Source organism: Streptomyces sp. MS19 (genome assembly GCF_047200595.1).
GTDB lineage: Bacteria > Actinomycetota > Actinomycetes > Streptomycetales > Streptomycetaceae > Streptomyces.
In genome coordinates this window covers 1-24,170 of sequence record NZ_JBJZOH010000042.1, presented here as the reverse complement: position 1 = coordinate 24,170, position 24,170 = coordinate 1, and the positions used below count along the sequence as shown (strand labels likewise).

General features: G+C 74.7%; 29 protein-coding genes. 20 read left to right on the top strand and 9 right to left on the bottom strand.

Features of this window, described 5'->3' with window-relative positions:
• Complete coding sequence (locus tag ACL02R_RS26325) at positions 1-516, bottom strand: hypothetical protein (RefSeq protein ID WP_412799461.1); 516 nt, start codon at positions 514-516, stop codon at positions 1-3.
• Complete coding sequence (locus ACL02R_RS26320; RefSeq protein WP_362965602.1) at positions 516-878, bottom strand: helix-turn-helix domain-containing protein; 363 nt, start codon at positions 876-878, stop codon at positions 516-518. The genes ACL02R_RS26325 and ACL02R_RS26320 overlap by 1 nt, the downstream gene beginning before the upstream one ends.
• 138 nt (positions 879-1,016) lie before the next feature.
• Here ACL02R_RS26320 and ACL02R_RS26315 point away from each other — a divergent pair, with 138 nt between their 5' ends.
• Both ACL02R_RS26315 and ACL02R_RS26310 read left to right on the top strand, forming a co-directional pair.
• Positions 1,017-1,472, top strand: a complete 456-nt coding sequence (locus ACL02R_RS26315) for a DUF6228 family protein (RefSeq protein WP_412799460.1) — start codon at positions 1,017-1,019, stop codon at positions 1,470-1,472.
• 91 nt (positions 1,473-1,563) lie between these two features.
• A complete protein-coding gene (locus ACL02R_RS26310) occupies positions 1,564-2,220 on the top strand; it encodes a maleylpyruvate isomerase N-terminal domain-containing protein (RefSeq protein WP_412799459.1) in 657 nt (218 codons plus the stop codon).
• Positions 2,221-2,233: 13 nt separating this feature from the next.
• Here ACL02R_RS26310 and ACL02R_RS26305 read toward each other — a convergent pair whose 3' ends face one another.
• Together ACL02R_RS26305 and ACL02R_RS26300 are read right to left on the bottom strand one after the other, a co-directional pair.
• On the bottom strand, positions 2,234-2,821 hold the full coding sequence (locus tag ACL02R_RS26305; protein WP_412799458.1) for a DinB family protein: 588 nt from the start codon (positions 2,819-2,821) through the stop codon (positions 2,234-2,236).
• Positions 2,822-3,014: 193 nt separating this feature from the next.
• Positions 3,015-3,683: a TetR/AcrR family transcriptional regulator gene (locus ACL02R_RS26300; protein ID WP_412799457.1), complete on the bottom strand. Its 669-nt coding sequence runs from the start codon at positions 3,681-3,683 to the stop codon at positions 3,015-3,017.
• 144 nt (positions 3,684-3,827) lie between these two features.
• Between ACL02R_RS26300 and ACL02R_RS26295 the strand changes: the two genes are divergently transcribed.
• Positions 3,828-4,436, top strand: coding sequence for a CatB-related O-acetyltransferase (locus ACL02R_RS26295; protein ID WP_412799477.1), 609 nt, complete (start codon positions 3,828-3,830; stop codon positions 4,434-4,436).
• A gap of 104 nt (positions 4,437-4,540) precedes the next feature.
• Here the strand turns inward: ACL02R_RS26295 and ACL02R_RS26290 are convergent, their stop codons facing one another.
• Complete coding sequence (locus ACL02R_RS26290) at positions 4,541-4,891, bottom strand: winged helix-turn-helix transcriptional regulator (protein ID WP_412799456.1); 351 nt, start codon at positions 4,889-4,891, stop codon at positions 4,541-4,543.
• Between the two features lie 70 nt (positions 4,892-4,961).
• Between ACL02R_RS26290 and ACL02R_RS26285 the strand changes: the two genes are divergently transcribed.
• Complete coding sequence (locus tag ACL02R_RS26285; RefSeq protein ID WP_412799455.1) at positions 4,962-5,867, top strand: NAD(P)-dependent oxidoreductase; 906 nt, start codon at positions 4,962-4,964, stop codon at positions 5,865-5,867.
• A gap of 18 nt (positions 5,868-5,885) precedes the next feature.
• Here ACL02R_RS26285 and ACL02R_RS26280 read toward each other — a convergent pair whose 3' ends face one another.
• Both ACL02R_RS26280 and ACL02R_RS26275 read right to left on the bottom strand, forming a co-directional pair.
• On the bottom strand, positions 5,886-6,530 hold the full coding sequence (locus ACL02R_RS26280; RefSeq protein WP_412799454.1) for a LysE family translocator: 645 nt from the start codon (positions 6,528-6,530) through the stop codon (positions 5,886-5,888).
• Positions 6,527-6,979 (bottom strand): DinB family protein, encoded by a 453-nt coding sequence (locus ACL02R_RS26275; RefSeq protein WP_412799453.1) that lies wholly within the window; start codon positions 6,977-6,979, stop codon positions 6,527-6,529. The genes ACL02R_RS26280 and ACL02R_RS26275 overlap by 4 nt, the downstream gene beginning before the upstream one ends.
• Positions 6,980-7,109: 130 nt before the next feature.
• On the opposite strand from ACL02R_RS26275, the gene ACL02R_RS26270 reads away from it, so the two are divergent.
• From ACL02R_RS26270 to ACL02R_RS26255, 4 genes are all read left to right on the top strand, one after another.
• Positions 7,110-8,501: a PLP-dependent aminotransferase family protein gene (locus ACL02R_RS26270; protein WP_412799452.1), complete on the top strand. Its 1,392-nt coding sequence runs from the start codon at positions 7,110-7,112 to the stop codon at positions 8,499-8,501.
• Between the two features lie 451 nt (positions 8,502-8,952).
• Positions 8,953-9,579, top strand: a complete 627-nt coding sequence (locus ACL02R_RS26265; RefSeq protein ID WP_412799451.1) for a helix-turn-helix domain-containing protein — start codon at positions 8,953-8,955, stop codon at positions 9,577-9,579.
• 13 nt (positions 9,580-9,592) lie between these two features.
• Positions 9,593-9,748 (top strand): DUF6126 family protein, encoded by a 156-nt coding sequence (locus ACL02R_RS26260; RefSeq protein ID WP_412799450.1) that lies wholly within the window; start codon positions 9,593-9,595, stop codon positions 9,746-9,748.
• An 859-nt stretch (positions 9,749-10,607) separates the two neighbouring features.
• A complete protein-coding gene (locus ACL02R_RS26255; protein WP_412799449.1) occupies positions 10,608-11,411 on the top strand; it encodes an alpha/beta fold hydrolase in 804 nt (267 codons plus the stop codon).
• A gap of 2 nt (positions 11,412-11,413) precedes the next feature.
• On the opposite strand, the gene ACL02R_RS26250 is transcribed toward ACL02R_RS26255, so the two are convergent.
• On the bottom strand, positions 11,414-11,767 hold the full coding sequence (locus ACL02R_RS26250; protein ID WP_412799448.1) for a MerR family transcriptional regulator: 354 nt from the start codon (positions 11,765-11,767) through the stop codon (positions 11,414-11,416).
• A 63-nt stretch (positions 11,768-11,830) separates the two neighbouring features.
• Between ACL02R_RS26250 and ACL02R_RS26245 the strand changes: the two genes are divergently transcribed.
• The 9 genes from ACL02R_RS26245 (at position 11,831) to rocD (ending at position 19,991) form a co-directional block, all read left to right on the top strand.
• Positions 11,831-12,166 carry a putative quinol monooxygenase gene (locus ACL02R_RS26245; RefSeq protein WP_412799447.1) on the top strand — a complete coding sequence of 112 codons (336 nt, stop codon included), beginning with the start codon at positions 11,831-11,833 and terminating at the stop codon, positions 12,164-12,166.
• Positions 12,167-12,213: 47 nt separating this feature from the next.
• Complete coding sequence (locus tag ACL02R_RS26240; protein ID WP_412799446.1) at positions 12,214-12,699, top strand: MarR family winged helix-turn-helix transcriptional regulator; 486 nt, start codon at positions 12,214-12,216, stop codon at positions 12,697-12,699.
• 56 nt (positions 12,700-12,755) lie between these two features.
• The gene (locus ACL02R_RS26235; protein WP_412799445.1) at positions 12,756-14,261 is read left to right on the top strand and encodes an MFS transporter; all 1,506 of its coding nucleotides are present in this window, start codon (positions 12,756-12,758) and stop codon (positions 14,259-14,261) included.
• A gap of 27 nt (positions 14,262-14,288) precedes the next feature.
• Complete coding sequence (locus tag ACL02R_RS26230) at positions 14,289-14,753, top strand: pyridoxamine 5'-phosphate oxidase family protein (RefSeq protein WP_412799444.1); 465 nt, start codon at positions 14,289-14,291, stop codon at positions 14,751-14,753.
• Between the two features lie 103 nt (positions 14,754-14,856).
• On the top strand, positions 14,857-16,599 hold the full coding sequence (locus ACL02R_RS26225) for a polysaccharide lyase family 8 super-sandwich domain-containing protein (protein WP_412799443.1): 1,743 nt from the start codon (positions 14,857-14,859) through the stop codon (positions 16,597-16,599).
• Positions 16,600-16,649: 50 nt separating this feature from the next.
• Positions 16,650-17,012, top strand: coding sequence for a nitroreductase/quinone reductase family protein (locus tag ACL02R_RS26220; RefSeq protein ID WP_412799442.1), 363 nt, complete (start codon positions 16,650-16,652; stop codon positions 17,010-17,012).
• A gap of 144 nt (positions 17,013-17,156) precedes the next feature.
• The gene (locus tag ACL02R_RS26215; protein ID WP_362965560.1) at positions 17,157-17,636 is read left to right on the top strand and encodes an Lrp/AsnC family transcriptional regulator; all 480 of its coding nucleotides are present in this window, start codon (positions 17,157-17,159) and stop codon (positions 17,634-17,636) included.
• A 217-nt stretch (positions 17,637-17,853) separates the two neighbouring features.
• Positions 17,854-18,774, top strand: coding sequence for a dimethylargininase (gene ddaH, locus ACL02R_RS26210; RefSeq protein ID WP_412799441.1), 921 nt, complete (start codon positions 17,854-17,856; stop codon positions 18,772-18,774).
• Entirely contained in the window at positions 18,771-19,991 is a 1,221-nt protein-coding gene (gene rocD / locus ACL02R_RS26205) for an ornithine--oxo-acid transaminase (RefSeq protein ID WP_412799440.1), read from the top strand. The genes ddaH and rocD overlap by 4 nt, the downstream gene beginning before the upstream one ends.
• Before the next feature lie 20 nt (positions 19,992-20,011).
• Here rocD and ACL02R_RS26200 read toward each other — a convergent pair whose 3' ends face one another.
• Positions 20,012-20,617: a TetR/AcrR family transcriptional regulator gene (locus tag ACL02R_RS26200; RefSeq protein WP_412799439.1), complete on the bottom strand. Its 606-nt coding sequence runs from the start codon at positions 20,615-20,617 to the stop codon at positions 20,012-20,014.
• A 156-nt stretch (positions 20,618-20,773) separates the two neighbouring features.
• On the opposite strand from ACL02R_RS26200, the gene ACL02R_RS26195 reads away from it, so the two are divergent.
• From ACL02R_RS26195 to ACL02R_RS26185, 3 genes are all read left to right on the top strand, one after another.
• Complete coding sequence (locus ACL02R_RS26195) at positions 20,774-22,357, top strand: MDR family MFS transporter (protein WP_412799438.1); 1,584 nt, start codon at positions 20,774-20,776, stop codon at positions 22,355-22,357.
• 96 nt (positions 22,358-22,453) lie between these two features.
• Complete coding sequence (locus ACL02R_RS26190) at positions 22,454-23,161, top strand: methyltransferase domain-containing protein (protein WP_412799437.1); 708 nt, start codon at positions 22,454-22,456, stop codon at positions 23,159-23,161.
• A 70-nt stretch (positions 23,162-23,231) separates the two neighbouring features.
• Complete coding sequence (locus ACL02R_RS26185; RefSeq protein ID WP_412799436.1) at positions 23,232-24,071, top strand: isocitrate lyase/PEP mutase family protein; 840 nt, start codon at positions 23,232-23,234, stop codon at positions 24,069-24,071.
• Positions 24,072-24,170: the final 99 nt, after the last annotated feature.

Below are 24,170 nucleotides of genomic sequence, written 5' to 3'. Positions count from 1 at the left end.
TCATGCCTGCGGCGGAGTCTTCTTGGCCGCGGGCTTGCGCGGCGCGCTGCGGCGCTGCCGGGGCACGGCCTTCTCCTGGGAGGCGGCGGGCTCGGTGACGGGCTCGGCGACAGGCTCCGAGACGGGCTCGGCGACCGATGCGGCGACGGTCGGGGCGACCGGCTCGGCGACCGGCTCGGTGACGAGCGTGTCGGCCGTGCCGTCCGTGTCGGTGGCGTCCGCCCCGTCCTTCTCCTCGCGGCGCCGCTCCACCACGGTCCGGCCGCGCTCGGCCAGCCCGTCGTACGTCTCGCGGGCCTTCACGGCGTATTCGAGCGCGATGCCCGCGCCCTGGAGCGCGAGCGTCTGCGCGCGCTCCCGCAGCTTCGGCAGCCGCTCCGGCGCCTCACTGCGCAGCCGGTCGAACGTGGCCGGCAGGTCCCGCAGCTTCTGGGCGGCGAGGTCGGCCGTGCCCGCGGCGAAGTAGAGCGGCGAGGCGTTGGCCAGGGACTTGCGGAGGTCGTCGGTCAGAGGCATCAGCGGTTCTCCTTGCGGAACGATTCGTAGATCTGGAGCAGTGCCTGCTTCTGCGGTTCGGTGAGGGCGGGATCGGCCAGCACCGCTTCCCGCACCCCGCCCGGCGGTTGCCCCCCGGCGGCGTCCTGCACACGTTCGTCGAGGATTCCGGCCTGGACGTAGAGCGTCTCGGCGGAGATCCGCAGGCCCTTCGCGATCTGCTGGAGGATCTCCGCGCTGGGCTTGCGCAGCCCGCGCTCGATCTGGCTCAGATACGGGTTCGAGACCCCCGCCGCCTCCGCGAGCTGCCGCAGCGACAGCTTCGCCTGCCGCCGCTGCTCCCGGAGAAACGCCCCGAGATCCCCCATACCGATCGAAGCCATGCCCCCAGCATGCACCCAACTGCTAACTCTTGCAAGCGCCCGCTTGCGCCAGGCTATCCAGGCGAACCGTCGGGAGCGCGTCCGCGCGCTCGCCGAAAACGAGTGACGCCGAAGGGACGCTCGCCTAGCGTCCCGCCCATGACCGCACCGGACGACTGCACCGACGATGCGGCGCGCGTGACCGTCCGCTGCCAGGACAACGTGTCCGTCGGCGTGACCTTCCGCGACCGGTTCAGCTTCGACGCGGACTCCGTGCACTATGCCGTCGAACTGCGCGCTCCCGGGCTGACCGCCCGCGTCGGCGAGGTCGTCGCCTGGATCTGGGACAGCGACCTCACCGCGTTCCTGGACGCCCTCGCCACCGACTACCGGGGGTGGGACGGCGAACGGAGCTGGCACACCCACGACCGTGACCTGACGGTGGCGGCGGCCTTCCGTTCCGGCGGCTACGTCGGGCTGACCTGGACCGTGCGGCCGTGGACGCCGGCCGCGGGCGGCTGGAGCGCCTCGGTGACCACCTGGCTGGAGGCCGGCCAGCAGATGACCTCCCTCGCGGCCGACGTCCGGGCCTTCTTCGCCGGGGCGCACCGGTGACATCCGCTGTGCGCGTCGCCCGGACCCGCGTGCCGGGAACTGCGTCCGCTGTGGCCGGGACGGGGCGGGCGGGCGCTGCTAGCTTGCGGGCGTGGATCTCTTCTCACGCTCCTGGGCGGCGCTGCTCGCGGCGGTCGCCGGACTCCCGGACGAGGACTTCGCGCGGCCGTCCGGCTGCACCGGCTGGCGCGTGCGGGACCTGGTGTGCCACCTGGTCATCGACGCGCAGGATGTCCTGATCACCCTCGCGACCCCCGCCGCGACGGAACCGACCCGCGACGCGGTGACCTACTGGGACGTCTCCGACACACCGCCGACCGGCGACGACCCGCTCGACGCGCTGACCGTCCGGCTGGCCGCCGCGTACGGGGAGCCGTGGCTGCTCAGGTTCCACCTCGACGACGTCGGCTCCGCCGCCGGACGGGCCGCCGCGCTCGCCGACCCGGGCCTGCGGGTCGGCACCCGCGACGAGGTCCTCACCGTGGACGACTACCTCTCCGCGTACGTCCTGGAGTGGACGCTGCACCACCTCGACCTGGTCGCGCACCTGCCCGGCGCGGCCGGGCCGCCCGCGGAGGGCCTGCGCCGGTCGCGCGAGCTGCTGGAGGCCATCGCCGGAGCCGCGTTCCCCGCCTCGTTCCCGGACGAGGACGTGCTGCTGGTCGGCACCGGACGGCGTGCCCCGACCGGCGCGGAGCAGGCGGAACTGGGCGAGCTGGCCGCACGGCTCCCCCTCGTCCTCGGGTGACCGGGGAGGGGCGTCAGCCGGTCCCGGCCGGCGGTTCCTCCGGGGACGCGGCCCCCCTGGCGGCGCGTTCGACCGCCGCGCGCCGGTCGGCCCAGAACGCGGCGTCCCTGCCCATCGACGCCACCGTGCCGTCGAGCCGCTCGCGCAGGATGTCGGCGTGGCCCGCGTGCCGGCTGGTCTCGGTGAGCATGTGGACCAGGACGTCGAACAGCGTCACCCCGGGCCGCGGCCACCACGGCACGCGCCCAGGGGCGTCGAGGGCCAGGGCGTCGATCGTCGCGTCGGCGTGGTCCGCCGCGCGGCGGTACCGTCCGGTGATCTCCGCGCGCGTCTCGTGCTCGGCCGCCCACATGTCGGTGCCGCGCGCGGCCGCGTCGTCCCACCGGGGCAGGGGCTCGGGGAACGGGCGGCCGAAGACCTCGCCGAAGTACCTGGCCTCCCACAGCGCCAGGTGCTTGACCAGGCCGAGGAGGTTGGTCCCGGTAGGGGTCAGCGGGCGGCGGGAGTCGTAGGAGGAGAGCCCGTCGAGCTGGGAGAGCACCGCCTGCCGGGTCCAGCGCAGGTCGGCGTGCAGGCGGGTCTTCGCGTGGGCGTCGATCATCGCGTCCCACCGCCGGTCGTGGTGGGGGACGCGGTCCCGTTGGCGCGCCGGGTGACGCCCCCGACGCCGCCCGTGAACGCGCCCGCCACGCAGATGAAGTCGACGCAACTCACAACGCTCGCCCCCACGTTGCCGCGCCGCCGGTCTCCTCCGGCGGCATCGGAAGCCGAACGATACGGCCCGCCCCGCCCGGTCAGGCGCCGACCCCGCCCTCCGGCGGGACGGCGAAGGCGCCGGCGGCCGCGGCCAGGGCGGCGGCCCTGGCCGCGCGCCGGGGGAGCGCGGGGTCGGGGGGCGTGCGCAGGAGCACGAGGTGGTGGTACACCGGCGCGGTCGCGGCGATGAGCAGCCTGCGCGCGTCGGTGCGCGCCGGGAGTTCGCCGCGCCGGATGGCCCGGCCCACGATGACCTCGCAGCGGCCGTACCGGTCGTCCCAGAGCCGCCGCTGGGCCTCGGCGGCCTGCGGGGAGCGGAACGAGGCGGCGATCAGGGCCTCCATCACCGGCGGGTCCGCGGTCATGGCGGCCTGGATCTCGTCGCCCAGCGCCGTCAGGTCGTCCTCCAGCGAGCCCGTGTCCGGCGGCTGCCAGTCGTCGTCGCCCGCCGCGTCGAGGACGTCGGCGAGCAGGCCGCCGACGTCCTTCCAGCGCCGGTACACCGTCGTGCGGTGCACCCCGGCGCGGGCGGCGACGGAGTCGGGGGTGAGGCGGTCGTAGCCGTGCTCGGTCAGCTCGGCGAGCACGGCGTCGAGCACCTGCGCGCGGACGCGTGCGCTGCGGCCGCCGGGGCGGGTCCGCGGCGGGCGCGGCCGGTCGTCCTGCGGTTCGAGGTTTCGGGGTGCGGGGTCCTGGGGTGCCGTCATCTGGTGATCCCGATTGCTCGGCGGGGCTGAGGTGTGCCATCTTAATGCATCAGTTGTAGCGATAGTGGGCCGGCCGGTCCGCCGCCGGAGAGGAAGCACCCCGTGACACACCCCGTCCCCGCCGACCCGACCGTCGTCCACCCCATGCCGGACCAGCCGCGCGTGGTCCTGCTCAAACCGCTCATCACCTCACCGCTGATCGACGTCGGCGACTTCACGTACTACGACGACCCCGACGACCCCACCGCCTTCGAGACGCGCAACGTCCTCTACCACTACGGGCCCGAGAAGCTGGTCATCGGCAAGTACTGCGCGCTCGGCGAGGGCGCGCGCTTCCTCATGAACGGCGCCAACCACCGCATGGACGGCCCCTCCACGTTCCCCTTCCCGATCATGGGCGGCTCCTGGGCCGACCACTTCGACCTCATCACCGGGCTGCCCGGACGGGGCGACACCGTGGTCGGGAACGACGTCTGGCTCGGCTACCGGAGCCTCGTCATGCCCGGCGTCCGCATCGGCCACGGCGCGATCGTCGCCTCGGGGTCCGTGGTCGTGGACGACGTGCCCGACTACGGCGTCGTCGGCGGCAACCCGGCCCGCCTCATCCGCCGCCGCCACCCCGACGCCGACATCGAACGGCTCCTGGCCCTCGCCTGGTGGGACTGGCCGCTCCCGCACGTCACCGCGCACCTGCGCACGATCATGTCCGGCAGCGTCGACGACCTGGAGGCCGCGGCACCCCGGGCCCGCTGAGCGGCGGCACAGCGGTTCCACCCACTTTTTTGTGGGTACTTGGCGGCCTCCCCCGCGCCGGGACAGGGTGGGGGAGGCGAACGGGACGGACGGGCGGTGGTGCTTCAGCCGGCGGGCCGGCCGCCGGCGAGGGCGTCAAGGCGCCGGTGACCCCAGTCGGCCAGCGGGGCCAGCGCGTCCGCGAGGTCCTGCCCGAAAGGGGTCAGGGAGTACTCGGTCCGCAGCGGCAGACCGGCGTACACCTCCCGGTGCACCAGGCCGTCGTGCTCCATCTCGCGCAGCGCCTGGGTCAGCACCTTCTTGGTGAGGCCGGGCAACTGCCGCCGCAGCTCACCCGGGCGGCGGGGGCCCGACTCCAGCTGCCAGAGGAGGACCGTCTTCCACTTGCCGTCGATCACCGCGATCGCGGCGGTCACCCCGCACACGCCGGGGTCCTGGGCTCGACTGCGTGTCATGGCCGTCCTCGCTGTCTCGTACGCCGCTGCATGCCGTTTCCGAAAGCCGTGTCCGCAAGGGAGTCGCGCGATGTCCTCGCACACCGAACAGTCTGAAGCCTCCGACCAGACCGACGTCACCGTCATCGGCCTGGGACCGATGGGCCGCGCGCTGGCCGCCGCGTTCGTCGGCGCCGGGCTGCGCACCACCGTCTGGAACCGCACGCCCGGCCGCGAGGGCGACCTGGCCGCGCGGGGTGCCGCCGTCGCGCCGTCGCCCGAGGCGGCCGCCGCCGCGAGCCCGCTGACGGTCGTCTGCGTCGTGGACTACGACGCGTCCGACGCCGTCCTGCGGCGCCCCGCCGTCACCGCCGCGCTCACGGGCCGCACGGTCGTCAACCTCAGCGCCGACACCCCGGACCGCGCCCGCGACACCGCACGCTGGGCCGACGCGCACGGCGTCCGTTACCTCGACGGCGCCATCATGACGCCGACACCGACCATCGGCACCCCGCACGCCGTGCTCCTTGTCAGCGGCCCCGCCGCGCTTTACGAGGCCCACCGGCCCGTGCTGGAGGCGCTCGGCGGCACCCACACCCACCTGGGCGAGGACCCGGGGCGGGCGGCGGCGTACGACGTCGCGCTGCTCGACGTCTTCTGGACCGCCATGGCGGGCTGGGCGCACGCGCTCGCGGTGGCCGAGGCGGAGGGCGTCGGGGCGCGGGAGCTGGCGGCGTTCGCCGGGGGCATCGCGGCGATCCTGCCGCCGCTCTTCACGGAGACGGCGGCCGAGACGGCGGAGGGACGTTTCCCCGGCGACGGCAACCCGCTGACGTCGGCCGCCTCCTCGATGACGCACATCGTCCACACCTCGGAGGCGCACGGGATCGACGCGGGCGTGATGCGGGCGGCCGAGGGGTGGGCGCGGCGGGCGATCGGGCTGGGGCACGGCGGGGACGGGTTCACGCGCGTGGCGGAGGTCATCGCCCGCCGCTGAGCCGGGGCGGCGGCGGGGTCAGGTGGTCCGCGCGGGGGCGCTGTCGGTGGCCAGCTTCACCGCGAGGACGCCCAGGGCCGTGCCCATCACGTACCGCTGCACGCGCAGCCAGGCGGGGTGGCGGACGAGGAAGACGGCGATGGTCCCGGCGGCGAGGACGATGCAGAAGTTGACTGTCACGGCCACGGCGATCTGCACGCCGCCCAGCGCGAAGCCCTGGAGCAGGACGTTCCCCGCCTCGGGGTCGATGAACTGCGGTATCAGCGACAGGTACATGACGGCGATCTTGGGGTTCAGCAGATTCGTCATCAGGCCCATCGTGAAGAGCCGCCTGGGAGAGTCCGCGGGCAGGTCGCGCGGGGCGAACGGGGAGGCGCCGCCGGGCCTGACGGCCTGCCAGGCGAGCCACAGGAGGTACCCGGCGCCGGCCAGTTTGACGGCGGTGTACAGCTCGGGGACGGCGACGAGGACGGCGGACAGCCCGAGGTTGGCGGCCAGCAGGTAGCAGAGGAAGCCGACGGCGACGCCGCCCAGGGACACGACCCCGGCACGGCGGCCCTGGGTGATGCTGCGGGAGACGAGGTACACCATGTTCGGCCCGGGGGTGAGGACCATACCGAGGGCGACCATGGCGACGCCGGTTGCGCCGTGCTGGCTGATCATGCGGGGAGTGCTTCTTCCGTGAGCAGGTGGGCGAGGGTGCGCAGCAGTTGGGCGGTGAGGGTCTCGACCGTGAAGGGGGCTGCCGCGGGGCGGGGGTCGTGGCGGCTCCAGTCGGCGGGGGAGAGGAGCGCGAGGCGGTCGGCGAGCGCGTCGGCGGCGGCCCGGAGTTCACGCGCGACGCGGTGGGGGTCCTCGTCCCGGTAGGCGGGGGGCTCGTGAGGCGGGGTGCGGGGGAGCGCGGTGGACGGCGGGAGCCCGAGGGTGATGGCGAGCCGGGTTTGGAAGGTGAGGCAGATGTCCCGGGCGTGGCAGGCGCGTTCCAGCAGCGGGCGGCCGGGTGGGGCGTACGGGTCGGTGAGGGCGCGCTGCGCGTGCGCGGCGTAACGGCGCAGCCGGGCGGGCGCGCTGACGGGGTCGAACGGCGGGTGACGGCCGGGGGACGGGCGCACGGGCACCTCGGGCGGGGGTCGTGGGAAATGTCGTCGCGGCGGCCGGGAAGGCCGGAGCAATGCGAGCTTATGGACGCCCACTTGGTCAGTGCAATACTTCCTATTGATCTCAGTGCAATGCTGTGCTTCGATGATTCGTGTGCAGGACATCCAGGGCCATGACCTCCAGGAACACGACATCCATGGGCAGGACTTCCGCAAGGTGGCCGACCTCGTCGCGGCGCGGATCCGCGCCGGCGCGCTGCGGCCGGGCGACCGGCTCCCGACCCAGCGGGACTTCGCACGCCACCACGCCATCGCCCCCTCGACCGCCGCCCGTGTCTACCGCGAACTCGCCCGCCGTGGCCTGACGGTCGGCGAGGTCGGACGCGGCACCTTCGTCCGGGCCGCCGCCGCGCCCGACGCCCTCGCGCTCACCGAGCCCGCCACGGCTCGCGTCGACCTCGAACTCAACCACCCCGTCGCCCCGGACCAGGCCGCCCTCCTCGCCCCCGGCCTCGGCCCCCTGCTGCGGCCCGACGTCCTCGCGGACGCGCTGCGCCCGGTCGGCGTCGCCGGGACGCCCGCCGCCCGCCACACCGCCGCCACCGTCCTCGCGCGCGGCGGCTGGCGTCCCGACCCCGGCCGAATCCTCTTCGCGGGGAACGCCCGGCAGGCCACCGCCGCCGCGATCGCCGCCCTCGTACCGCCCGGCGCGCGGCTCGGCATCGAGGAGCTGACGTACCCCGTGGTCAAGGCGGTCGCCGGGCGCCTCGGTGTCACCCTCGTCCCGCTGGCCATGGACGGCGACGGCGTGGTCCCCGAGGCCGTCGAGGAGGCGCACCGCCGGGCGCGCCTGCACGCCCTGTACCTCCAGCCGACCCTGCACAACCCCCTCTCCCTCACCATGCCCGCCACCCGCGCCCACCGCCTCGCCGACGTCCTGCACCGCACCGGCGTCCACGCCATCGAGGACGGCGTATGGGGATTCCTCCGGGACGACCTGCCGCCGCTCGCCGCCCTCGCGCCGGAACGCACCGTCCTCGTCGACAGCCTGACCAAACGCGTCGCACCGGGCCTCACCACGGGCTTCGCCGTCGCCCCCGCCGGAGTCGCCGACGCGCTGGCGGCCGCGCTGCGCTCCGGCGGGTGGACGGCGCAGCGCCTGGCGCTGGAGGCGGCGGCGCGCTGGCAGGCGGACGGGACACTCGACGCCCTGGCGCGCGCCAAGCGCCGCGAGGCGGCCGCGCGGCAGGAGACCACCGCCCGGCGTCTGGGCGGCTTCACCGTGCGGGGCGACCGGCACTCCTACTACTGCTGGTGGGACCTGCCGGAGCCGTGGCGGGCCGACACCTTCGTCGCGGCGGCGGCACGCCGCGGGATCGGCGTCACCCCCGCCGCCGCCTTCGCGGTGGGCCACCACCGCACCCCGAACGCCGTACGACTGGGCCTGGCCTCACCCCCCGCCGACGAACTCGACCACGCCCTCACCACCCTCGCCACCATCGCCCGCTCCACCCCCGACGACACCATGGCCGACTGACCCCCGCCCCCCACCCCCACCCAAGCCCCACTTCCTGGACGGACGCCTGACGGAACATCCCCGCGTGTGCGAGGAGCAGTCCTCCACCCGCCTCGGCAACGGATAGCGCCAGGGAACACCCCCGCGTGTGCGGGGAGCAGGCCGCGATGTGCTGCCGATTCAGGACGACGACCGGAACACCCCCGCGTGTGCGGGGAGCAGAGTGCGTGACCTGCGGGTTCAAGGATGGGGCAGGCGGATTTTGCTTAGCTTTGTCAAAGTTCGGGCTCCAGGTGCGGAGAAAGGACGGTGCGCTTCTGGGGTGGGTGGCCCACCCCACCTTCGCACCGGACAGGGACGGTGCGCGCCCGCGCCGGGCGCCCCGTAGCCTGGGAGCCGCGACACCAAAATGCTTTTGCCTCAGAGGCAAGGCCGTTTGCCCGGCGGGAAAGTCTCTGGCTCAATCGGAGACATGACCCCCGTCCCCGGCGGCACGGCCCACGGCCTTTCCGGCCACGACAGCCCCGCACCCGACAGCGTCGCCCCGCAGTTGCGGGCCCTGCGCCACCGCGCCGGACTGACGCTGGAGGAGGCCGCCGCCACCGCCGGACTCTCCCCCGCGCACCTGTCGCGCCTGGAGACCGGCCAGCGACAGCCCTCCCTGCCCATGCTGCTGAGCCTCGCCCGCGTCTATGGCACGACCGTCTCAGGGCTGCTCGGCGAGACGGCCCCCGTCCCCGACCCGGTGATCAGGGGCGGCACCTCCGGCGCCCGGGAGGCGGACGGCTGGACCTACCGCCGGGCGGGCGGCTCGGGCCGCGCCATGCAGGCACTGCACGTCCACGTGCCCCACGGCGGCCCGCAGGACTCGCTCGTCCGCGTCCACCCGGGCGAGGAGTGGCTGCACGTCCTGCGCGGACGGCTGCGGCTCTTCCTCGGCGAGGCCGAGTACATCCTCGACGAGGGCGACAGCGCCCACTTCGACTCGCTCACCCCCCATCGTCTCGGCGCCGTCCACCCGACGGGCGCCGAGCTGCTGTTCGTCCACACCCTGCTGCGCAGTGCCACGAGCGCCCTGTGCCTCGGGCCCGGGACCTGAAGGAGACACGACCATGGAACGACAGCAAGAGACCCAGGCGGCGGCCGGTCAGCGCCGTTTCATCAAGGACCGCATCCCGCGCGGACTGTGGGTCCGTGTCATCCTCTACGGCCTCGCCGGACACCTCTTCGCCGCGTTCCTGCTGCTGCTCTTCCAACTCGGCGAGTAGACCTCCCCGCGCGGCGCGCGAGCCGGTCCACCGCCACCAGGCCGCGGAGGCACCCGAGCATCCCGCCGACGAGCAGGAGGCGCGCGGCCGCGGCGACGCGGTCGGCGGGGCCCGGACGGACGGCGATCCGGTCGTCCGGCACGTCGTCCAGGTGCGCGGTCTCCCGGTGCCGCCCGCGGTCGGCGCCCGCCGCCACCCCGGTTGGCCGCTCGGGCCCGGTGAACGGGCAGTCGGCGCAGTGGTAGACGTACCGCACGGTCGGCCTCCCCCTCGGGTCGCGGGCCCGGCTGGCCCGTCCGCTGACGCCGCTGTCCATGAGCCGCCCGGCGGCCGTTCCCCTGCCACCTCCGGCCGCGGACGACCCTCCTCCCGGCGCGGGCGGACGGGCCCGGCCCGTGCCGGGGCGGTTCCGGTGTCGTGCCCGGGACCACTGCCGGGCGAAGCGCCGTACCGGCCGCGCCGCTCGTCCGGCCGGCCGCGCGCCGTGCCCTCACCCCTGGCTCCGGCGCCGAACCAAGTCGCCGTGCCCATGCCCGGTCCACGGCGATCCCCCTCCCGCCGCGGACGAACGGGCTTGGCCCGCACCGTGGGGGCCTCCGCGCACGAGCCGTGGCCCAGCCGCTCGTCCGGCCGGCCATGCGCCGTGCCCGTGCCCCCGGCGGCGCCGGACCCGGCCGTCGCGTCCACCGAACCAATCTGTGACTCTGCGTAAAGATTCATGTCACCACCGTAAGCGGACCGTAGCGGGGAGCGGTATCGCTCGTGCGGGTGAATCCGCCCGGCCGCCACCCGCCCGAGGCGCCCCTCGGGACCCGCGCGCTTGACCCCGACACGGATGTCAGGCCCTACGGTCCGCCCCATGACCACCCACGACGGCACACCCGTCAGCCCCGACACCCTCCTGCTCGGCACCGGCCCGGCGCTCCTCCTCGCCCACGGCGCCGGCGGCGGCATCACCGGCAACTACGGCCTCGTCCTCGACGATCTCGCCCGCGACCACACCGTCATCGGCCCGCACTACCCCGGTTCGGGCACGGCGCCCCCGTCCCCCGGCCCCCTCGAACTGGACGCCCTCGCCGACCTCCTGGTCGCGTCGGCCGCCGCCGCGGGACACGAGCGCTTCACCGTCATCGGCGAGTCCCTGGGCAGCGCCGTCGCCGTCCGCATCGCCACCCGCCACCCGGAACGCGTCACCGCCCTCGTCCTCACCGTCGGCTTCGCGACCGCCGACCCGCTGCTCGTCACCGCCGCCGAGCTGATGGGGACGCTCGACAGGGCAGGCGACCGCCACGCCATGGCGAGGTTCGCCGTCGCCGCCTGCTCGACCGAGGAGCAGCTCGCCTGCCTGACCCCCGCCGAGTTCGACGCCGCCACCGACGCCGCCGAGGCGGCCGTTCCGCCCGGCACGGCCGCGCAGTTCGCCCTCGCCGCACGCGTGGACCTCCGGGCCGAACTCGACCGCATCGCCGTCCCCGCGCTGGCCTTCGCCGCCACCGCCGACCGCCTGGTCCTGCCCGCGAGCCAGCGCGCCCTCGCCGCCGCCGTCCCCGGCGCGCGCCTCGTCGAACTGCCCGGCGCGGCCCACGTCCTGGGCGAGGCCGACCGCGCGACCTGGCTCACGCACGTACGCCGCTTCCTCGCCGAGACCGAACGCCCCCGCTGACCTCAGGCCGCGGCGCGCTCCGAGGACGCGAGGAGCGCGCCGAGCGACGCGCGCGCCCGCGTGAGGTCGTCGATCCGGGTGTCCATCTCGGCCAGCCGCCCCCGCAGGTGGTCGAAGACGCACGGTTCCAGCGCGTCGCCCCCGCTCCGGAAGCAGGGCAGGACGTCGCGGATCACCCGCGTCGGCAGCCCGGCGGCCAGCAGCGCCCGTACGCGCGCGACCGTCTCCGGCGCGTCGGCGCCGTACGCGCGGTGCCCGCCGTCGGTCCGCCGCGGGGCGAGGAGGCCCTGCTCCTCGTAGTAGCGCAGCAGCCTGACGCTCACCCCGGTCGTACGGGACAGCTCGCCGATCCGCATGTGACCGCCCTCACTCCGCCGCCGCTTGAAACTCACATCGGTGTGACATCTTACGTTCGTCCCATGAGCACACGGAACGCGCCGCTGGCGCTCTACGGATACCTGACCCCCCGCCCCGAGCGCGCCGCCGAGGTGCGGGCGCTGCTCGCCTCGCTGGTGGAGCCCACCCGTGCCGAGGAGGGCAACCTGGAGTACCACCTGCACGAGCAGGAGGACGGCCGTCTCTTCCTCTACGAGGTCTGGCGCTCGAAGGCGGACCTCGACCTGCACCACCAGTACCCGCCGCTGCGGGAGTTCCTCGACCACATCCCCGACTACCTCGCCGGGCCGCCCGACGGCTCGTTCGGGACGATGATCAGCCCCTATCCGGCGGCCCCTGCGGCCACTTCGGAAAAGTAGATTTGCGGATAATCCGCTTCGGACCGTCCCTCGCTATCCTGGGCCGCATGACTGCCCTGACCCCCGACCACGGCGCGACCGACCTCTCCTTCCTCCTCGACCACACCGGCCACGTCCTGCGCACCCGCATGGCCGCCGCCTTGGGTGAGATCGGGCTCACGGCGCGCATGCACTGCGTCCTCGTCCACGCCCGCGGCGAGGAGCGCACCCAGGCGCAGCTCGCCGAGATCGGCGGCATGGACAAGACGACGATGGTCGTCACCGTGGACGCCCTGGAGCGCGCCGGGCTCGCCGAGCGGAAGCCGTCGAGCACCGACCGGCGCGCGCGCATCATCGCCGTCACCGGGGAGGGGGAGAAGACGGCCGAGCGCAGCCAGGAGATCGTCGACGGGGTGCACCGCGAGGTCCTCGGCGCGCTGCCGGACGGCGAACGGGACGTGCTGGTCCGCGCCCTCCATCGGCTGGTGGACGGGGTCCTGGCGGTGCCCGTCGAGAGCCCGCGCCCCGTCCGCCGCGCCCGCCGGTCGGAGTAGCCCGGCGAAGCCCCGAAGCGGATGATCCGCCAAGGGATCGTCTACAACAAAACTATATGCTACGGTCGCACCTGTCGGTCCTCCCGCGACCCCAGGAGCCTCCCGTGGCACACCCGCGCACCCCCCTCGCCGAGCGCCCCACCGCGCCCCCGCCCACCACCCCCTCCCGCACCCTCGCCCTCGTCGTCCTGTGCGCCGGCACCCTGATGACGATCCTCGACGGCAGCATCGTCACCGTCGCCCTCCCCGCCATCCGCGACGACCTCGGCTTCGAGGCCGGGCAGCTCAGCTGGGCCGTGAACGCCTACCTCGTCCCCTTCGGCGGCCTGCTCCTCCTCGCCGGACGCCTCGGCGACCTGCTCGGCCGCCGCCGCATGTTCCTGTACGGCACCGCCGTCTTCACCGCCGCGTCCGTCCTCGCGGGCGCCGCCACCACCCCGGCCGTCCTGATCGCCGGCCGCTTCCTCCAGGGCGTCGGCAGCGCCATGGCCACCGCCGTCAGCCTCGGCATCCTCGTGTCCCTCTTCCGCGAGCCGGGCGAACGCGGCCGGGCCATCGCCGCCTTCGCCTTCACCGGCTCGGTCGGCGCCTCCCTCGGACAGGTGCTCGGCGGCGTGCTCACCGAGGCCGTCAGCTGGCACTGGATCTTCTTCATCAACGTGCCGATCGGCATCGCCGTCGTCGTCCTCGCCCTGCGCGCCGTCCCCGCCGACCGCGGGGCGGGCCCCGCCGCGGGAGCCGACCTCGCCGGCGGCGTCCTCATCACCTCGGGCCTGATGCTCGCCATCCTCGCCCTCGTCGGCACCGACTCCCACGGCTGGACCTCCGCCCGGACGCTCGGCACCGCCGCCGTGGCCGCCGCGCTGCTGGCCGCGTTCTTCATCCGCCAGGCACACGCCAGGACGCCCCTGCTGCCCCTGCGCCTCCTCCGCTCCCGCGAGGCGGGCGCCAACCTGACGCAGATGCTGATGGTCGCCGCTCTCTTCGCGTTCCAGATCGTCCTGGCCCTCCAGCTCCAGAACGTCCTCCACCTCGGCGCCGCCAGGACCGGCCTCGCCATGCTCCCCGCCGCCGTGTCCATCGGCGTCGTGTCCCTCGGCGTCTCGGCGCGCCTGTCCGCCCGCTTCGGCCACCGCGCCGTGGCCGTCACCGGCCTGCTGGTCCTCACCGTCTTCCTCGCCCTGCTCACCCGCGTCCCCGCCGACGCCGACTACGCCACGCAGGTGCTCCCGCTGCTGCCCCTCGCCGGCGGTTTCGGCCTGGCGCTCCCCGCCCTCTCCGCACTGGCCATGTCGCAGGCACGGGCGAACGACGCGGGGCTGGTCTCCGGCCTGTTCAACACCTCGCAGCAGGTCGGCGCCGCACTCGGCGTCGCCGTCCTCACCACCCTGGCCGCCTCCCGCACCGAACACCTCCTCGCCGGCGGACACGACGCCGCCGACGCCCTCACCCGCGGCTACCACCTCGCCTACGGCGTCGGCGCGGGCCTGATGACCGCCGCCGCCCTCGTCGCCCTCACCGTCCTGCGCCGCGTCAAGCCCGCCGCGTCACCCGCCGCCTGAACCACGAACCCCCGAGGAGACACCACCATGTCCACCACCAGCGCCCCCGGCCCCCGCCCCCTCACCGACACCGAAGCCTCCGCCCTGCTCGCCTCCCAGCGCTTCGGCGTCCTGGCGACCGTGCGGCGCACCGGCCACCCGCACCTCACCACCGTGCTCCACAGCTGGGACCCCGACACACGCACGGTCCGCGTCTCCACCACCGCCGACCGCCTCAAAGTCCGCCAGCTGCGCGCCGACCCACACGCCACTCTGCACGTCCAAGGCCCCGACCCGTGGTCGTTCGCCGTCGCGGAGGGCGAGGCCGAGGTGTCCGCGCCGACCACCGAGCCAGGCGACGCCGTGGGCCGCGAACTCCTCGCCCACGCCGGCGGGTTCCCCGACCCTGCGGAAGAACGCGCGTTCCTGGAGCAGCAGGTGGCCGAACGGCGCGTCGTCATCCGCCTCCGCGCGACGCGGCTGTACGGCACCGCGCTGGAGTTCACCGCCTGACCGCGCAAACGCCACGGTCCCGCCCCCGCTGCCGTACTCCCGGGGCGGGACCGTGGCGCACATCACCTTCGCAACGGGCCCCGCGCAGTGGAGAGTACAGACCATGCGCGAACTGGGGACGGTCACCGGCCGACTGCGACGTGACCTGCTGGAGCACCGCACCGCACCGGCCGCCGACGAGCCGCACGCCGACGGCACCTGGCCCGACATCGACTACACCGGCCGCGACCGCGCGGCCTGGCCGCCGTACGAGCACCTCGAACGCACCCTCGACCTCGCCCGCGACCCGGCCCGCCACCCCGCCGCCGCCCGCGCCCTGGACGCCTGGGCCCGCCTCGACCCCCGCGCCGACAACTGGTGGTACAACGAGATCGGCGTCCCCCGCCTCCTCGGCGACATCCTCCTGCTCACCGCCGACCACCTCGCCCCCGCCCGCGTCACCGCCTGGGCCGACCGCCTCGCCGCCGCCGCGGGCACCGTCCCCCTGACCGGCCAGAACCTCGTCTGGTCCCAGGGCATCACCCTGCGCCGCGGCCTCATCACCGGCGACCCCGCCCTCGTCGCCCGCGCCGCCACCGCCATGGCCACCGTCCTGCGCGTCACCGACGCCGAGGGCATCCAGGCCGATCTCAGCTTCCACCAGCACGGCGCGCAGCTCTACGGCGGCGGCTACGGCCGCTCGCTCGCCCTCGACCTCTCCCGCTGGATCCACGCGCTGCACGGCACGCCCTGGGCGTTCGGCGCGGAGGAGGTCGCCCTGTTCACCGCCTTCACGCTCGACGGGCAGCGCTGGCTCGTCCACGGCGACGGCTTCGACTTCACGACGATGGGGCGCGAAGTCGCGCGCGCCGGGGCGCACCACATACGGGACGAGCTGCGCACCGTCGTACGGCGCCTGCTCGCGGCCGGGGCGCCGCGCGCGGACGAGCTGGCCGCGTACGCCGCGCAGCTCGCGGGGGAGGGCCTCGGGCCGTCCGGCAGCCGCGCGTACCCCCGCTCCGACTACCTGGCACACCGGCCGCCCGGCTGGTCGCTGTCCGTCCGCATGGCGTCCACACGCACCGCGCCCACCGAGAGCATGAACGGCGAGAACCTGCTCGGCCGCCACCTCGGCGACGGCGTCGCCGCCCTCCGCGTCGGGGACGCCGACGAGGACGGCTACCGCGCCGTCCTCCCGCTGTGGGACTGGGCCAGGCTGCCCGGGACCACCGCCGAGCAGATCCCCGACCCGGCCGCGCTCTTCCCGCGCCCCAACGGGCAGCATGGCGCGTCCGCCCACGTCGGCGTCCGCACGGACGGCCGCCTCGCCGTCGCCGCGTACGACCTCACGGGGACCGACCGGTTCACGGCGGGCTGGAAGGCGTGGTTCTGCTTCGAGGACGCCTACGTCGCGCTCGGCGCCGGGATCGCCGCGCCGGGAGCCGTGCACCCGGTCGTCACCACCGTCGACCAGCGCCTCGCCACCGGGCCGCTGACGACCGGCCACGGCTGGGCGCACCACGGGCGGGCCGGGTACGTGGCGCTCGCCGGGCCCGCCGCGCTGACCGCGCGGGTGCGCGAACGGTCCGGCAGCTGGGAGGACCTGTCCACCACGGGCGACGGCGCGCGGCTCACCGCCGACGTGTTCTGGGCGGGCTTCGACCACGGCCCCGCACCGGCCGGCGCCGCGTACGCCTGCCTCGTCCTCCCCGGCGCGGACGCGGAGACCACGGCACGGCGGGCCGCCGCGCCCGGCGTCACCGTGCTGGCGAACGCGCCCGGCGTCCAGTCCGTACGCCACGACGCGACCGGCGCCGTGCTCACCGCGCGTCACGACGGGGACGGCCTGACCCTGGATATCGCCTGATCAGAGCCGGGTTGGACGGCACTGTCAGTGGCGCGTGCTTCACTCTGCGTATGGATGAGAACGAGCAGTGGATCGTCAAGGAGTTCCGGGAGCGGCTCGCCGCCGGCATGGACGCCGCCGCCCTGCTCCTGCTGACGTACGCGGGCGCGCGCACCGGCGCGCGCCGCATCACCCCGCTGATGCGCCTGTGGCTCGGCGGGCGGCTGTACGTGATCGCCTCGGCGGCCGGCGCGGCGCGGCACCCCGCGTGGTTCCACACCCCGCCGGCCCACCGCGCCGTCGTCCCGGCGGGGCGCGAGCGCGACGCGCTGTTCGCCGAGGCGGTGCGGGCACGGCCGTGCCGCGCCGACCACCAGGCGCGCAGGGACCGGGCGATACCCGTGGCCGGGCCGCGGCGCGCGGACGGCCGCTGACGCGGACCCCGGCGGCGTCGCACGGGTGACCGGGTGCCGCGCGGCCTCCCCGGCGGGCCGCCGTTCCCCGACACTCGACCGGTACGGGTGGCCGGTCCGGGGTACGCGACCGGCCACCGGACGCCGGACGAAGGAGTCCCGCCGATGACACGCCCCGCCATGCCCCTGGACGACCTCGACCGCGGGATTCTCACCGCCCTCGTCGCCAACGCGCGCAGCAGCTTCGCCGAGATCGGCGCGGAGATCGGCCTGTCCGCGCCCGCCGTCAAACGCCGCGTGGACCGCCTGCGCGAGACGGGCGTCATCACCGGCTTCACCACCGTCGTCACACCCGCCGCGCTCGGCTGGCGCACCGAGGCGTATGTCGAGGTCTACTGCGACGGCGCCGCGCCCCCGCGCCGCCTGGCCGAGGTCGTCCGCGACCACCCGGAGATCACGGCCGCCATGACGGTCACGGGCGGCGCGGACGCGCTCCTGCACATCAGGGCGAGCGACATCGGCCACTTCGAGGAGGTCCTCGAACGCATCAGGGCCGAGCCGTTCATCCTCAAGACCGTCAGCCAGATCGTGCTCTCCCACCTCATCCCCACCAGCCCCGAGGCAGGCGCAACGAACAGCCGCTGAGACAGGCCGCCACGCAACGACGCTGCGCGTACGCGCAACGCCGCTTCCTTGTCGCGGAGCGTGAGCGTTCCTACCGTTACAGGTGGACTGCACCGCCCCATCCCTCGCATCCCTCCCATCCCGCGCATTCCTGTGCATCCCCCGCAATCCCCGCCCCACTCCGCATGCCTCGCGGGCCCCACGCCCGCACCCCACCGGAACAGGGAGGACGCCGCCCGTGCCCAGAAACGCCCCGCGCCGCGCGCGCCCCAGGCACTACCTCACCTGCGAACCCCGCCACTTCGCCGTGGAGTACGCCATCAACCCGTGGATGGTCCCCGGCACGGCGGCCGACACCGCACTCGCCCGCGCCCAGTGGGCCGAGCTGATGCGCACCTACGAGCGGTACGGCCACACCGTGGACACCGTCCCGCCCGCCCCCGGACTGCCCGACATGGTCTTCGCAGCGAACGCGGCCGTCACCCTCGACGGCCTCGTCCTCGGCTCCCGCTTCCACGCACCCCAGCGCCGCCCCGAGGCCGCCGAGTACGCCCGCTGGTTCGCCGCCGCGGGCTGGACCGTGCGCCGCGCGGGCGCCGTCTGCGAGGGCGAGGGCGACTTCGTCCCGGTCGCTGGCATGCTGCTGGCCGGCCACGGCTTCAGGACCACCCGCACGGCGCACGCGCGGGCGCAGGAGTTCTTCGGCGTCCCCGTCGTGTCGCTGCGCCTGGTCGACCCGCGCTTCTACCACCTGGACGTGGCGCTCTTCGCGCTGGACGACGACACCGTCGCCTACTGGCCCGGCGCCTTCTCGCCCGGCAGCCGCGCCGTGCTGCGGCGGCTGTTCCCCGGCGCGCTGCTGGCGGACGAGGCGGACGCGCTCGCGTTCGGCCTCAACTCGGTCTCCGACGGACGGCACGTCTTCCTCGCCCCCCGCGCCACCGGCCTCGCCGCACAGCTCGCCGCGCGCGGCTACGTACCGGTGCCCGTGGACCTGTCCGAACTCCACAAGGCCGGGGGCGGCATCAAATGCTGCACCCAGGAGATCAGGCCCGCGCGCGTCCCCGCCACGACCCCCGTCCCGACCCCGACCGCACAGCTCCCGACCGCACAGCTCCCGACCGCACCCGGCCGGACAATCCAGGAGGCCACCCCGTGACCGTCGCCCCGCCCCGCGGCTCAGCCGAGCTGATCCGCGCCGAGCAGCCCGTCCTCGCCCACAACTACCACCCGCTGCCCGTCGTCGTGGCCCGCGCCGAGGGCGCCTGGGTCGAGGACGTCGAGGGCCGCCGCTACCTCGACATGCTCGCGGGCTACTCGGCGCTCAACTTCGGCCACCGCCACCCCGCGCTGATCGACGCCGCCCGGCACCAGCTCGACCGCGTGACGCTGACCTCCCGCGCCTTCCACAACGACCGCCTCGCCGGTTTCGCCGAGAGCCTCGCCGCGCTCACCGGCCTGGAGACGGTCCTGCCGATGAACACCGGCGCCGAAGCCGTCGAGAGCGCCGTCAAGGTCGCCCGCAAGTGGGCGTACGAGGTGAAGGGCGTCCCGGAGAGCCAGGCCACGATCGTCGTCGCGGCCGGTAACTTCCACGGCCGCACCACCACCCTCGTCAGCTTCTCCACCGACGCCGACGCCCGCGACGGCTACGGCCCCTACACCCCCGGCTTCCGCGTCGTCCCCTACGACGACCTGCCCGCCCTCACCGCCGCCGTGGACGACACCACGGCCGCCGTCCTCATCGAACCCATCCAGGGCGAGGCCGGCGTGATCATCCCCCGCGACGGCTACCTCGCGGGCGTCCGCGAACTGACCGCGCGCACCGGCTGCCTCTTCATCGCCGACGAGATCCAGTCGGGCCTCGGCCGCACCGGCACCACGCTCGCCGTGGACCACGAGGGCGTACGGCCCGACCTGCTGCTCCTCGGCAAGGCGCTGGGCGGCGGGATCGTGCCGGTCTCCGCCGTCGTCGGCACCCGCGACGTGCTCGGCGTGCTGCGCCCCGGACAGCACGGCTCCACGTTCGGCGGCAACCCGCTGGCCGCCGCCGTCGGCACCGCCGTGGTCGAACTGCTGCGCACCGGCGAGTACCAGCGGCGGGCGGCCGAGCTGGGCACCGTCCTGGACGAGGGGCTCACCGCGCTGCACGGGCACGGCGTCCTCGCCCACCGGGCGCGCGGCCTGTGGGCGGGCGTGGACGTCGACCCGGCGATCGGCACGGGCCGCGAGATCGGCGAGCGGCTGCTGGGGGAGGGGGTGCTGGTCAAGGACACCCACGGCTCGACCCTCCGCGTCGCGCCGCCGCTCACCGTCACCCGCGAGGAGCTGGAACGCGCGCTCGCCGCGCTGCGCACCGTCCTGGCCGCGGGCTGAGCCCGCCGCCGGGGCGGCGGTCAGGCCCCGGCGGCGTCCGCCGCGGCGGCCTCGCGCGCCTGGTGGGCGGCCGTGAGCAGCTCGGTCGCGACGGTGAGGGACGCCGCGCTCAGCTCGGCCTCCTCTGCGTCCAGGAGGTGCGCCCAGAAGAAGGTCGCGTGCATGGCGAAGAGCGCTGTCAGGCCGCGCACCTGGTCCGTGACCGGGTCGTCAGAGCCGGTCATCAGGTTGGTCATCGCCAGCATGCGGTGTTTGAACGTGGCACCCACGCTCAGCTCGCGCACCGCCGCCTGGTTCTCCTGCATGAAGCGGAAGAGCGGCGCGCCGCGCCGGAGGGCGGCGCTGTAGCGGCGGAGGATCTCCAGCCTCGTCTCCAGCGTCTGCGGCTGCTGCCGTCCCCACTCGGCGATCTCGTCGATCGGGCGCGCGAGGTCGTCGAAGAGGCTGATGACGATGTCCTCCTTCGCCTTGAAGTGGTAGTAGAGGGCCGCCTTGGTCACACCGAGCCGTTCCGCGATCTCCCGCAGTGACGTCTTGTCGTATCCCTGCTCGGCGAACAGCTCCAGGGCGATGTCCTGGATGCGCTGCCGGGTGTCCGACCTGCGCTGCTGGTGGCTGTGTGCCATGCCTCTCCTCAGGAACCGATGGGCCGATGGGACCGACGGGCCGGTGGACCGACGGCATCAACTAACTTGACGACCGGCTAGTGACCGTTCTACCGTCCCCAGCGTAACGGACACTTGCCGGACGGCAAGTAAGTGCACACGAGAGGCCAGTGGGGGATGTCCCAGAGCACCGCCGCCGTCAGCGACGCGGCACCGGGTACCGAAGAGCCGAGGACGCGCAGTGTGCGCGTCGTCCTCATGGCCCTGCTCATCGCGATGATGCTCGCGATGCTCGACAACATGATCATCGGTACGGCGATGCCGACCATCGTGGGCGAGCTGGGCGGCGTCGCCCACCTCTCCTGGGTCGTCACCGCCTACACGCTGGCCACGGCCGCCTCCACGCCCATCTGGGGCAAGGTCGGCGACATGTACGGCCGGAAGGGCGCGTTCCTCTCCTCGATCGTCATCTTCCTGATCGGCTCCGCGCTCTCCGGCATAGCGCAGAACATGGGCGAGCTGATCGCCTTCCGCGCGGTCCAGGGCCTCGGCGCCGGTGGCCTGATGGTCGGCGTGATGGCGATCATCGGCGACCTGATCCCGCCGCGCGAGCGCGGCAGGTACCAGGGCATGATCGCCGGTGTCATGGCGCTCGCGATGATCGGCGGCCCCTCGCTCGGCGGCTTCATCACCGACCACTGGGGCTGGCGCTGGACCTTCTACATCAACCTGCCGCTGGGCGCCGTCGCCCTCGTGATGATCACGTCCGTCCTGCACCTGCCGAAGCGGCGCGCCCAGGGGCGCATCGACTACCTCGGCGCGGGCCTGCTGACGGTCGGCATCACCGCGATCGTGCTGGTCACCACGTGGGGCGGCTCGGAGTACGACTGGGCCTCCGGGCAGATCATCGGCCTGGCCGTGCTGGGGGTGCTGGCGCTGGCCGCGTTCCTGTTCGCCGAGCGCCGCGCCGCCGAGCCCGTCGTGCCGCTGCACATCTTCCGCAACCGCAACTTCACGCTCGTCGCGATCGTCGGCTTCGTCACCGGCTTCGTGATGTTCGGCGGGACGCTCTACCTGCCGCTGTACCAGCAGGCCGTGCAGGGCGCCTCGGCGACCAACTCCGGCCTCCAGCTCCTGCCGATGCTGCTCGGCATGATGATCGTCTCGATGCTCGCCGGACGCTGGACGAGCAGCACCGGGCGCTACCGGGCCCTGCCGATCGTCGGCAGCGTGCTGATGGTCGCCGGGATGCTGCTGCTGTCCACGATGGGTGTGGACACCTCGCGCGTCACGTCCGGCGTGTTCATGGCCGTGCTCGGCGCGGGCATGGGCTTCCTGATGCAGACGTCGATGCTGATCGCGCAGAACAGCGTCGAGATGAAGGACATCGGCGTCGCGTCCTCGACGTCCACGCTGTTCCGCACGCTCGGCAGCTCGTTCGGCGTCGCCGTGATGGGCGCGCTGTTCACCAACGCGGTGCAGGACGAGATGGCGTCACGCGTCGGGGCGGACGCGGACGCGGCCACCGGCGAGAGCGCGCAGCTCACGGCGGACGCCCTGGCGGCGCTCCCGGCACCGCTGCGGGAGGCGTACGAGTACGCGGTCTCCTCCGGCACGCACATGGCGTTCCTCGTCGGCGGTCTCATCGCGGTGCTGTCGCTGGCCGCGGCGCTGTTCGTCCGCGAGACGCCGCTGCGGGGCAGCGGTCCCGCGAAGGCGGCCGAGTCCGGCGGTCCCGCGCCGGCCCCCGCCGCCGCCTGACCGCTCCGTCCGTTCCCCTCCCCGCGTCCCGCCCGCACGGAGCCCGTCCGCCCTCACCGGGGGACGGGCTCCGGCGTGTACTGCCAGGATGGCCGGATGAGAGCCGCGACCGCGTACCACGGCGAGATGGGCAGGCTGTTCGCCGCCCAGGCCACCGACAGCGCCTACAACGCCCACACCGAACGCCCCGCCATGCTCGGACTCGCCGGTGACGTACGGGGACTGGACGTCCTCGACCTCGGGTGCGGCGCCGGGCACCTCGCCGCCGAACTGCTGCGCCGCGGCGCCGTGCGCGTCGTCGGCGTGGACGGGAGCGAGAGCCTGCTCGACGCCGCACGGGACCGCCTCGCGGACGTCCCGGCCGGGGGCCGTGAACTGCGCCTCCACGACCTGGAGGAGCCGCTGCCGTTCCTGCCGGACGCGTCGGCCGACCTCGCGGTCCTCGGCCTCGTCCACCACCACGTCGAGGCGCGCGGCCGACTCCTCGGCGAGATACGGCGCGTCCTGCGGCCCGGCGGCGCGCTGCTCCTCTCCGTGACCCATCCCACCAGCGACTGGACGCACTTCGGCGGCTTCTACTTCACCGAGGACCGCGTGGACCTGCCCATCGGCGACGGCTTCGCCCTCACCTACCGGCGGATGACGCTGGAGACGCTCCTCGGCGAACTGCTCGGCGCCGGTTACGCGCTGGAGCGGCTGACCGAACCGCGCGCCACGGAGGAGGCCGCGCGGACCGACCCGCGCCGGTACGAGAAGACGCGGCGCCAGCCGATGTTCCTGTGCCTCCGGCTCCGCCGCCCCTGAGGCCGCCGGGCCGTCCCATACCGTCCGAAAACCGCCAGCCAGGCGCTCCCGCCGCTGCTGGGATGGAGCCATGACCGCACCCCACGAAGCCCAGCGCGCCAAGGCGCTCCGCCTCCGCGCCCTCCACACGCCCGACCCCGCCCTCGTCCTCGCCAACGTCTGGGACGCCGCCGGGGCGCGGATCGTCGCGGCGGCGGGCGCCTCCGCCGTGGCCACGACGAGCGCGGGCGCCGCCTGGGCCCTGGGCGCGCCGGACGGCGACGCTCTGCCGCGCGAACGGGCGCTCGGACTGGTCGCCCGCGTCGCCGCCTCGGTGGACCTCCCGGTGACGGCCGACATCGAGAGCGGCTTCGGCGCCGCGCCGGAGGACGTCGCCGAGACCGTGCGCGGCGTCCTCGCGGCGGGCGCGGTCGGCGTGAACATCGAGGACGCCGCCACGGCGGGCCCCGGCCCGCTGCGGCCCGCCGCCGAACAGGCGGAACGGCTGCGCGCCGCCCGCGAGGCCGCCGACGCCGCCGGCATCCCCCTGTTCCTGAACGCCCGCGTGGACACCTACATCCGCGAGGCGGGCGACCCCGCCGACCGCCTGCGCGCCACGCTGGAACGCGCGGCGGCGTACGTCGCCGCCGGTGCGGACGGCATCTTCGTCCCCGCCGTGCGCGACCTGCCCACCGTCTCGGCGCTCGCGGCGGGGATCACCGTGCCGCTCAACGTGCTGGCAGGGCCCGGCAGTCCGCCCGTCGCCGAGCTGGCGGCGGCGGGCGCCTCCCGCGTCAGCCTCGGCTCGTCCGTCGCCGCAGCCGCCTACGCCGTGGTGCGGCGCGCCGCCGAGGAGGCGTTCTCCCAGGGCACCTACACGTCGGTGTCGGACGCCCTGCCCTACGCCGAACTGAACGCGCTCCTCAGCTGACCCGCGGCAAGCGAGCCCGCCGGAGCCGCTTTTCCCCGGGAGCCGCCCCCGGTGTGGGGGGGGGGGGGGGGGGGGGGGGGGACCCCCCCCCCCCCCCGG

Excerpts from the sequence above, each read along its gene's own strand:
- ACL02R_RS26320 (WP_362965602.1), bottom strand. The coding sequence starts at position 878 with ATGGCTTCGATCGGTATGGGGGATCTCGGGGCGTTTCTCCGGGAGCAG.
- ACL02R_RS26265 (WP_412799451.1), top strand. The coding sequence starts at position 8,953 with ATGACCCCCGTCCCCGGCGGCACGGCCCACGGCCTTTCCGGCCACGAC.
- ACL02R_RS26220 (WP_412799442.1), top strand. The coding sequence starts at position 16,650 with ATGGATGAGAACGAGCAGTGGATCGTCAAGGAGTTCCGGGAGCGGCTC.
- ACL02R_RS26190 (WP_412799437.1), top strand. The coding sequence starts at position 22,454 with ATGAGAGCCGCGACCGCGTACCACGGCGAGATGGGCAGGCTGTTCGCC.
- ACL02R_RS26270 (WP_412799452.1), top strand. The coding sequence starts at position 7,110 with ATGATTCGTGTGCAGGACATCCAGGGCCATGACCTCCAGGAACACGAC.
- ACL02R_RS26325 (WP_412799461.1), bottom strand. The coding sequence starts at position 516 with ATGCCTCTGACCGACGACCTCCGCAAGTCCCTGGCCAACGCCTCGCCG.
- ACL02R_RS26240 (WP_412799446.1), top strand. The coding sequence starts at position 12,214 with ATGACTGCCCTGACCCCCGACCACGGCGCGACCGACCTCTCCTTCCTC.
- ACL02R_RS26295 (WP_412799477.1), top strand. The coding sequence starts at position 3,828 with ATGCCGGACCAGCCGCGCGTGGTCCTGCTCAAACCGCTCATCACCTCA.
- ACL02R_RS26260 (WP_412799450.1), top strand. The coding sequence starts at position 9,593 with ATGGAACGACAGCAAGAGACCCAGGCGGCGGCCGGTCAGCGCCGTTTC.
- ACL02R_RS26200 (WP_412799439.1), bottom strand. The coding sequence starts at position 20,617 with ATGGCACACAGCCACCAGCAGCGCAGGTCGGACACCCGGCAGCGCATC.
- ACL02R_RS26315 (WP_412799460.1), top strand. The coding sequence starts at position 1,017 with ATGACCGCACCGGACGACTGCACCGACGATGCGGCGCGCGTGACCGTC.
- ACL02R_RS26280 (WP_412799454.1), bottom strand. The coding sequence starts at position 6,530 with ATGATCAGCCAGCACGGCGCAACCGGCGTCGCCATGGTCGCCCTCGGT.
- ACL02R_RS26215 (WP_362965560.1), top strand. The coding sequence starts at position 17,157 with ATGACACGCCCCGCCATGCCCCTGGACGACCTCGACCGCGGGATTCTC.
- ACL02R_RS26230 (WP_412799444.1), top strand. The coding sequence starts at position 14,289 with ATGTCCACCACCAGCGCCCCCGGCCCCCGCCCCCTCACCGACACCGAA.
- ACL02R_RS26195 (WP_412799438.1), top strand. The coding sequence starts at position 20,774 with ATGTCCCAGAGCACCGCCGCCGTCAGCGACGCGGCACCGGGTACCGAA.
- ACL02R_RS26185 (WP_412799436.1), top strand. The coding sequence starts at position 23,232 with ATGACCGCACCCCACGAAGCCCAGCGCGCCAAGGCGCTCCGCCTCCGC.
- ACL02R_RS26285 (WP_412799455.1), top strand. The coding sequence starts at position 4,962 with ATGTCCTCGCACACCGAACAGTCTGAAGCCTCCGACCAGACCGACGTC.
- ACL02R_RS26235 (WP_412799445.1), top strand. The coding sequence starts at position 12,756 with ATGCTACGGTCGCACCTGTCGGTCCTCCCGCGACCCCAGGAGCCTCCC.
- ACL02R_RS26250 (WP_412799448.1), bottom strand. The coding sequence starts at position 11,767 with ATGCGGATCGGCGAGCTGTCCCGTACGACCGGGGTGAGCGTCAGGCTG.
- ACL02R_RS26225 (WP_412799443.1), top strand. The coding sequence starts at position 14,857 with ATGCGCGAACTGGGGACGGTCACCGGCCGACTGCGACGTGACCTGCTG.
- ACL02R_RS26290 (WP_412799456.1), bottom strand. The coding sequence starts at position 4,891 with ATGACACGCAGTCGAGCCCAGGACCCCGGCGTGTGCGGGGTGACCGCC.
- ACL02R_RS26305 (WP_412799458.1), bottom strand. The coding sequence starts at position 2,821 with ATGATCGACGCCCACGCGAAGACCCGCCTGCACGCCGACCTGCGCTGG.
- ACL02R_RS26255 (WP_412799449.1), top strand. The coding sequence starts at position 10,608 with ATGACCACCCACGACGGCACACCCGTCAGCCCCGACACCCTCCTGCTC.
- ACL02R_RS26300 (WP_412799457.1), bottom strand. The coding sequence starts at position 3,683 with ATGACGGCACCCCAGGACCCCGCACCCCGAAACCTCGAACCGCAGGAC.
- ACL02R_RS26245 (WP_412799447.1), top strand. The coding sequence starts at position 11,831 with ATGAGCACACGGAACGCGCCGCTGGCGCTCTACGGATACCTGACCCCC.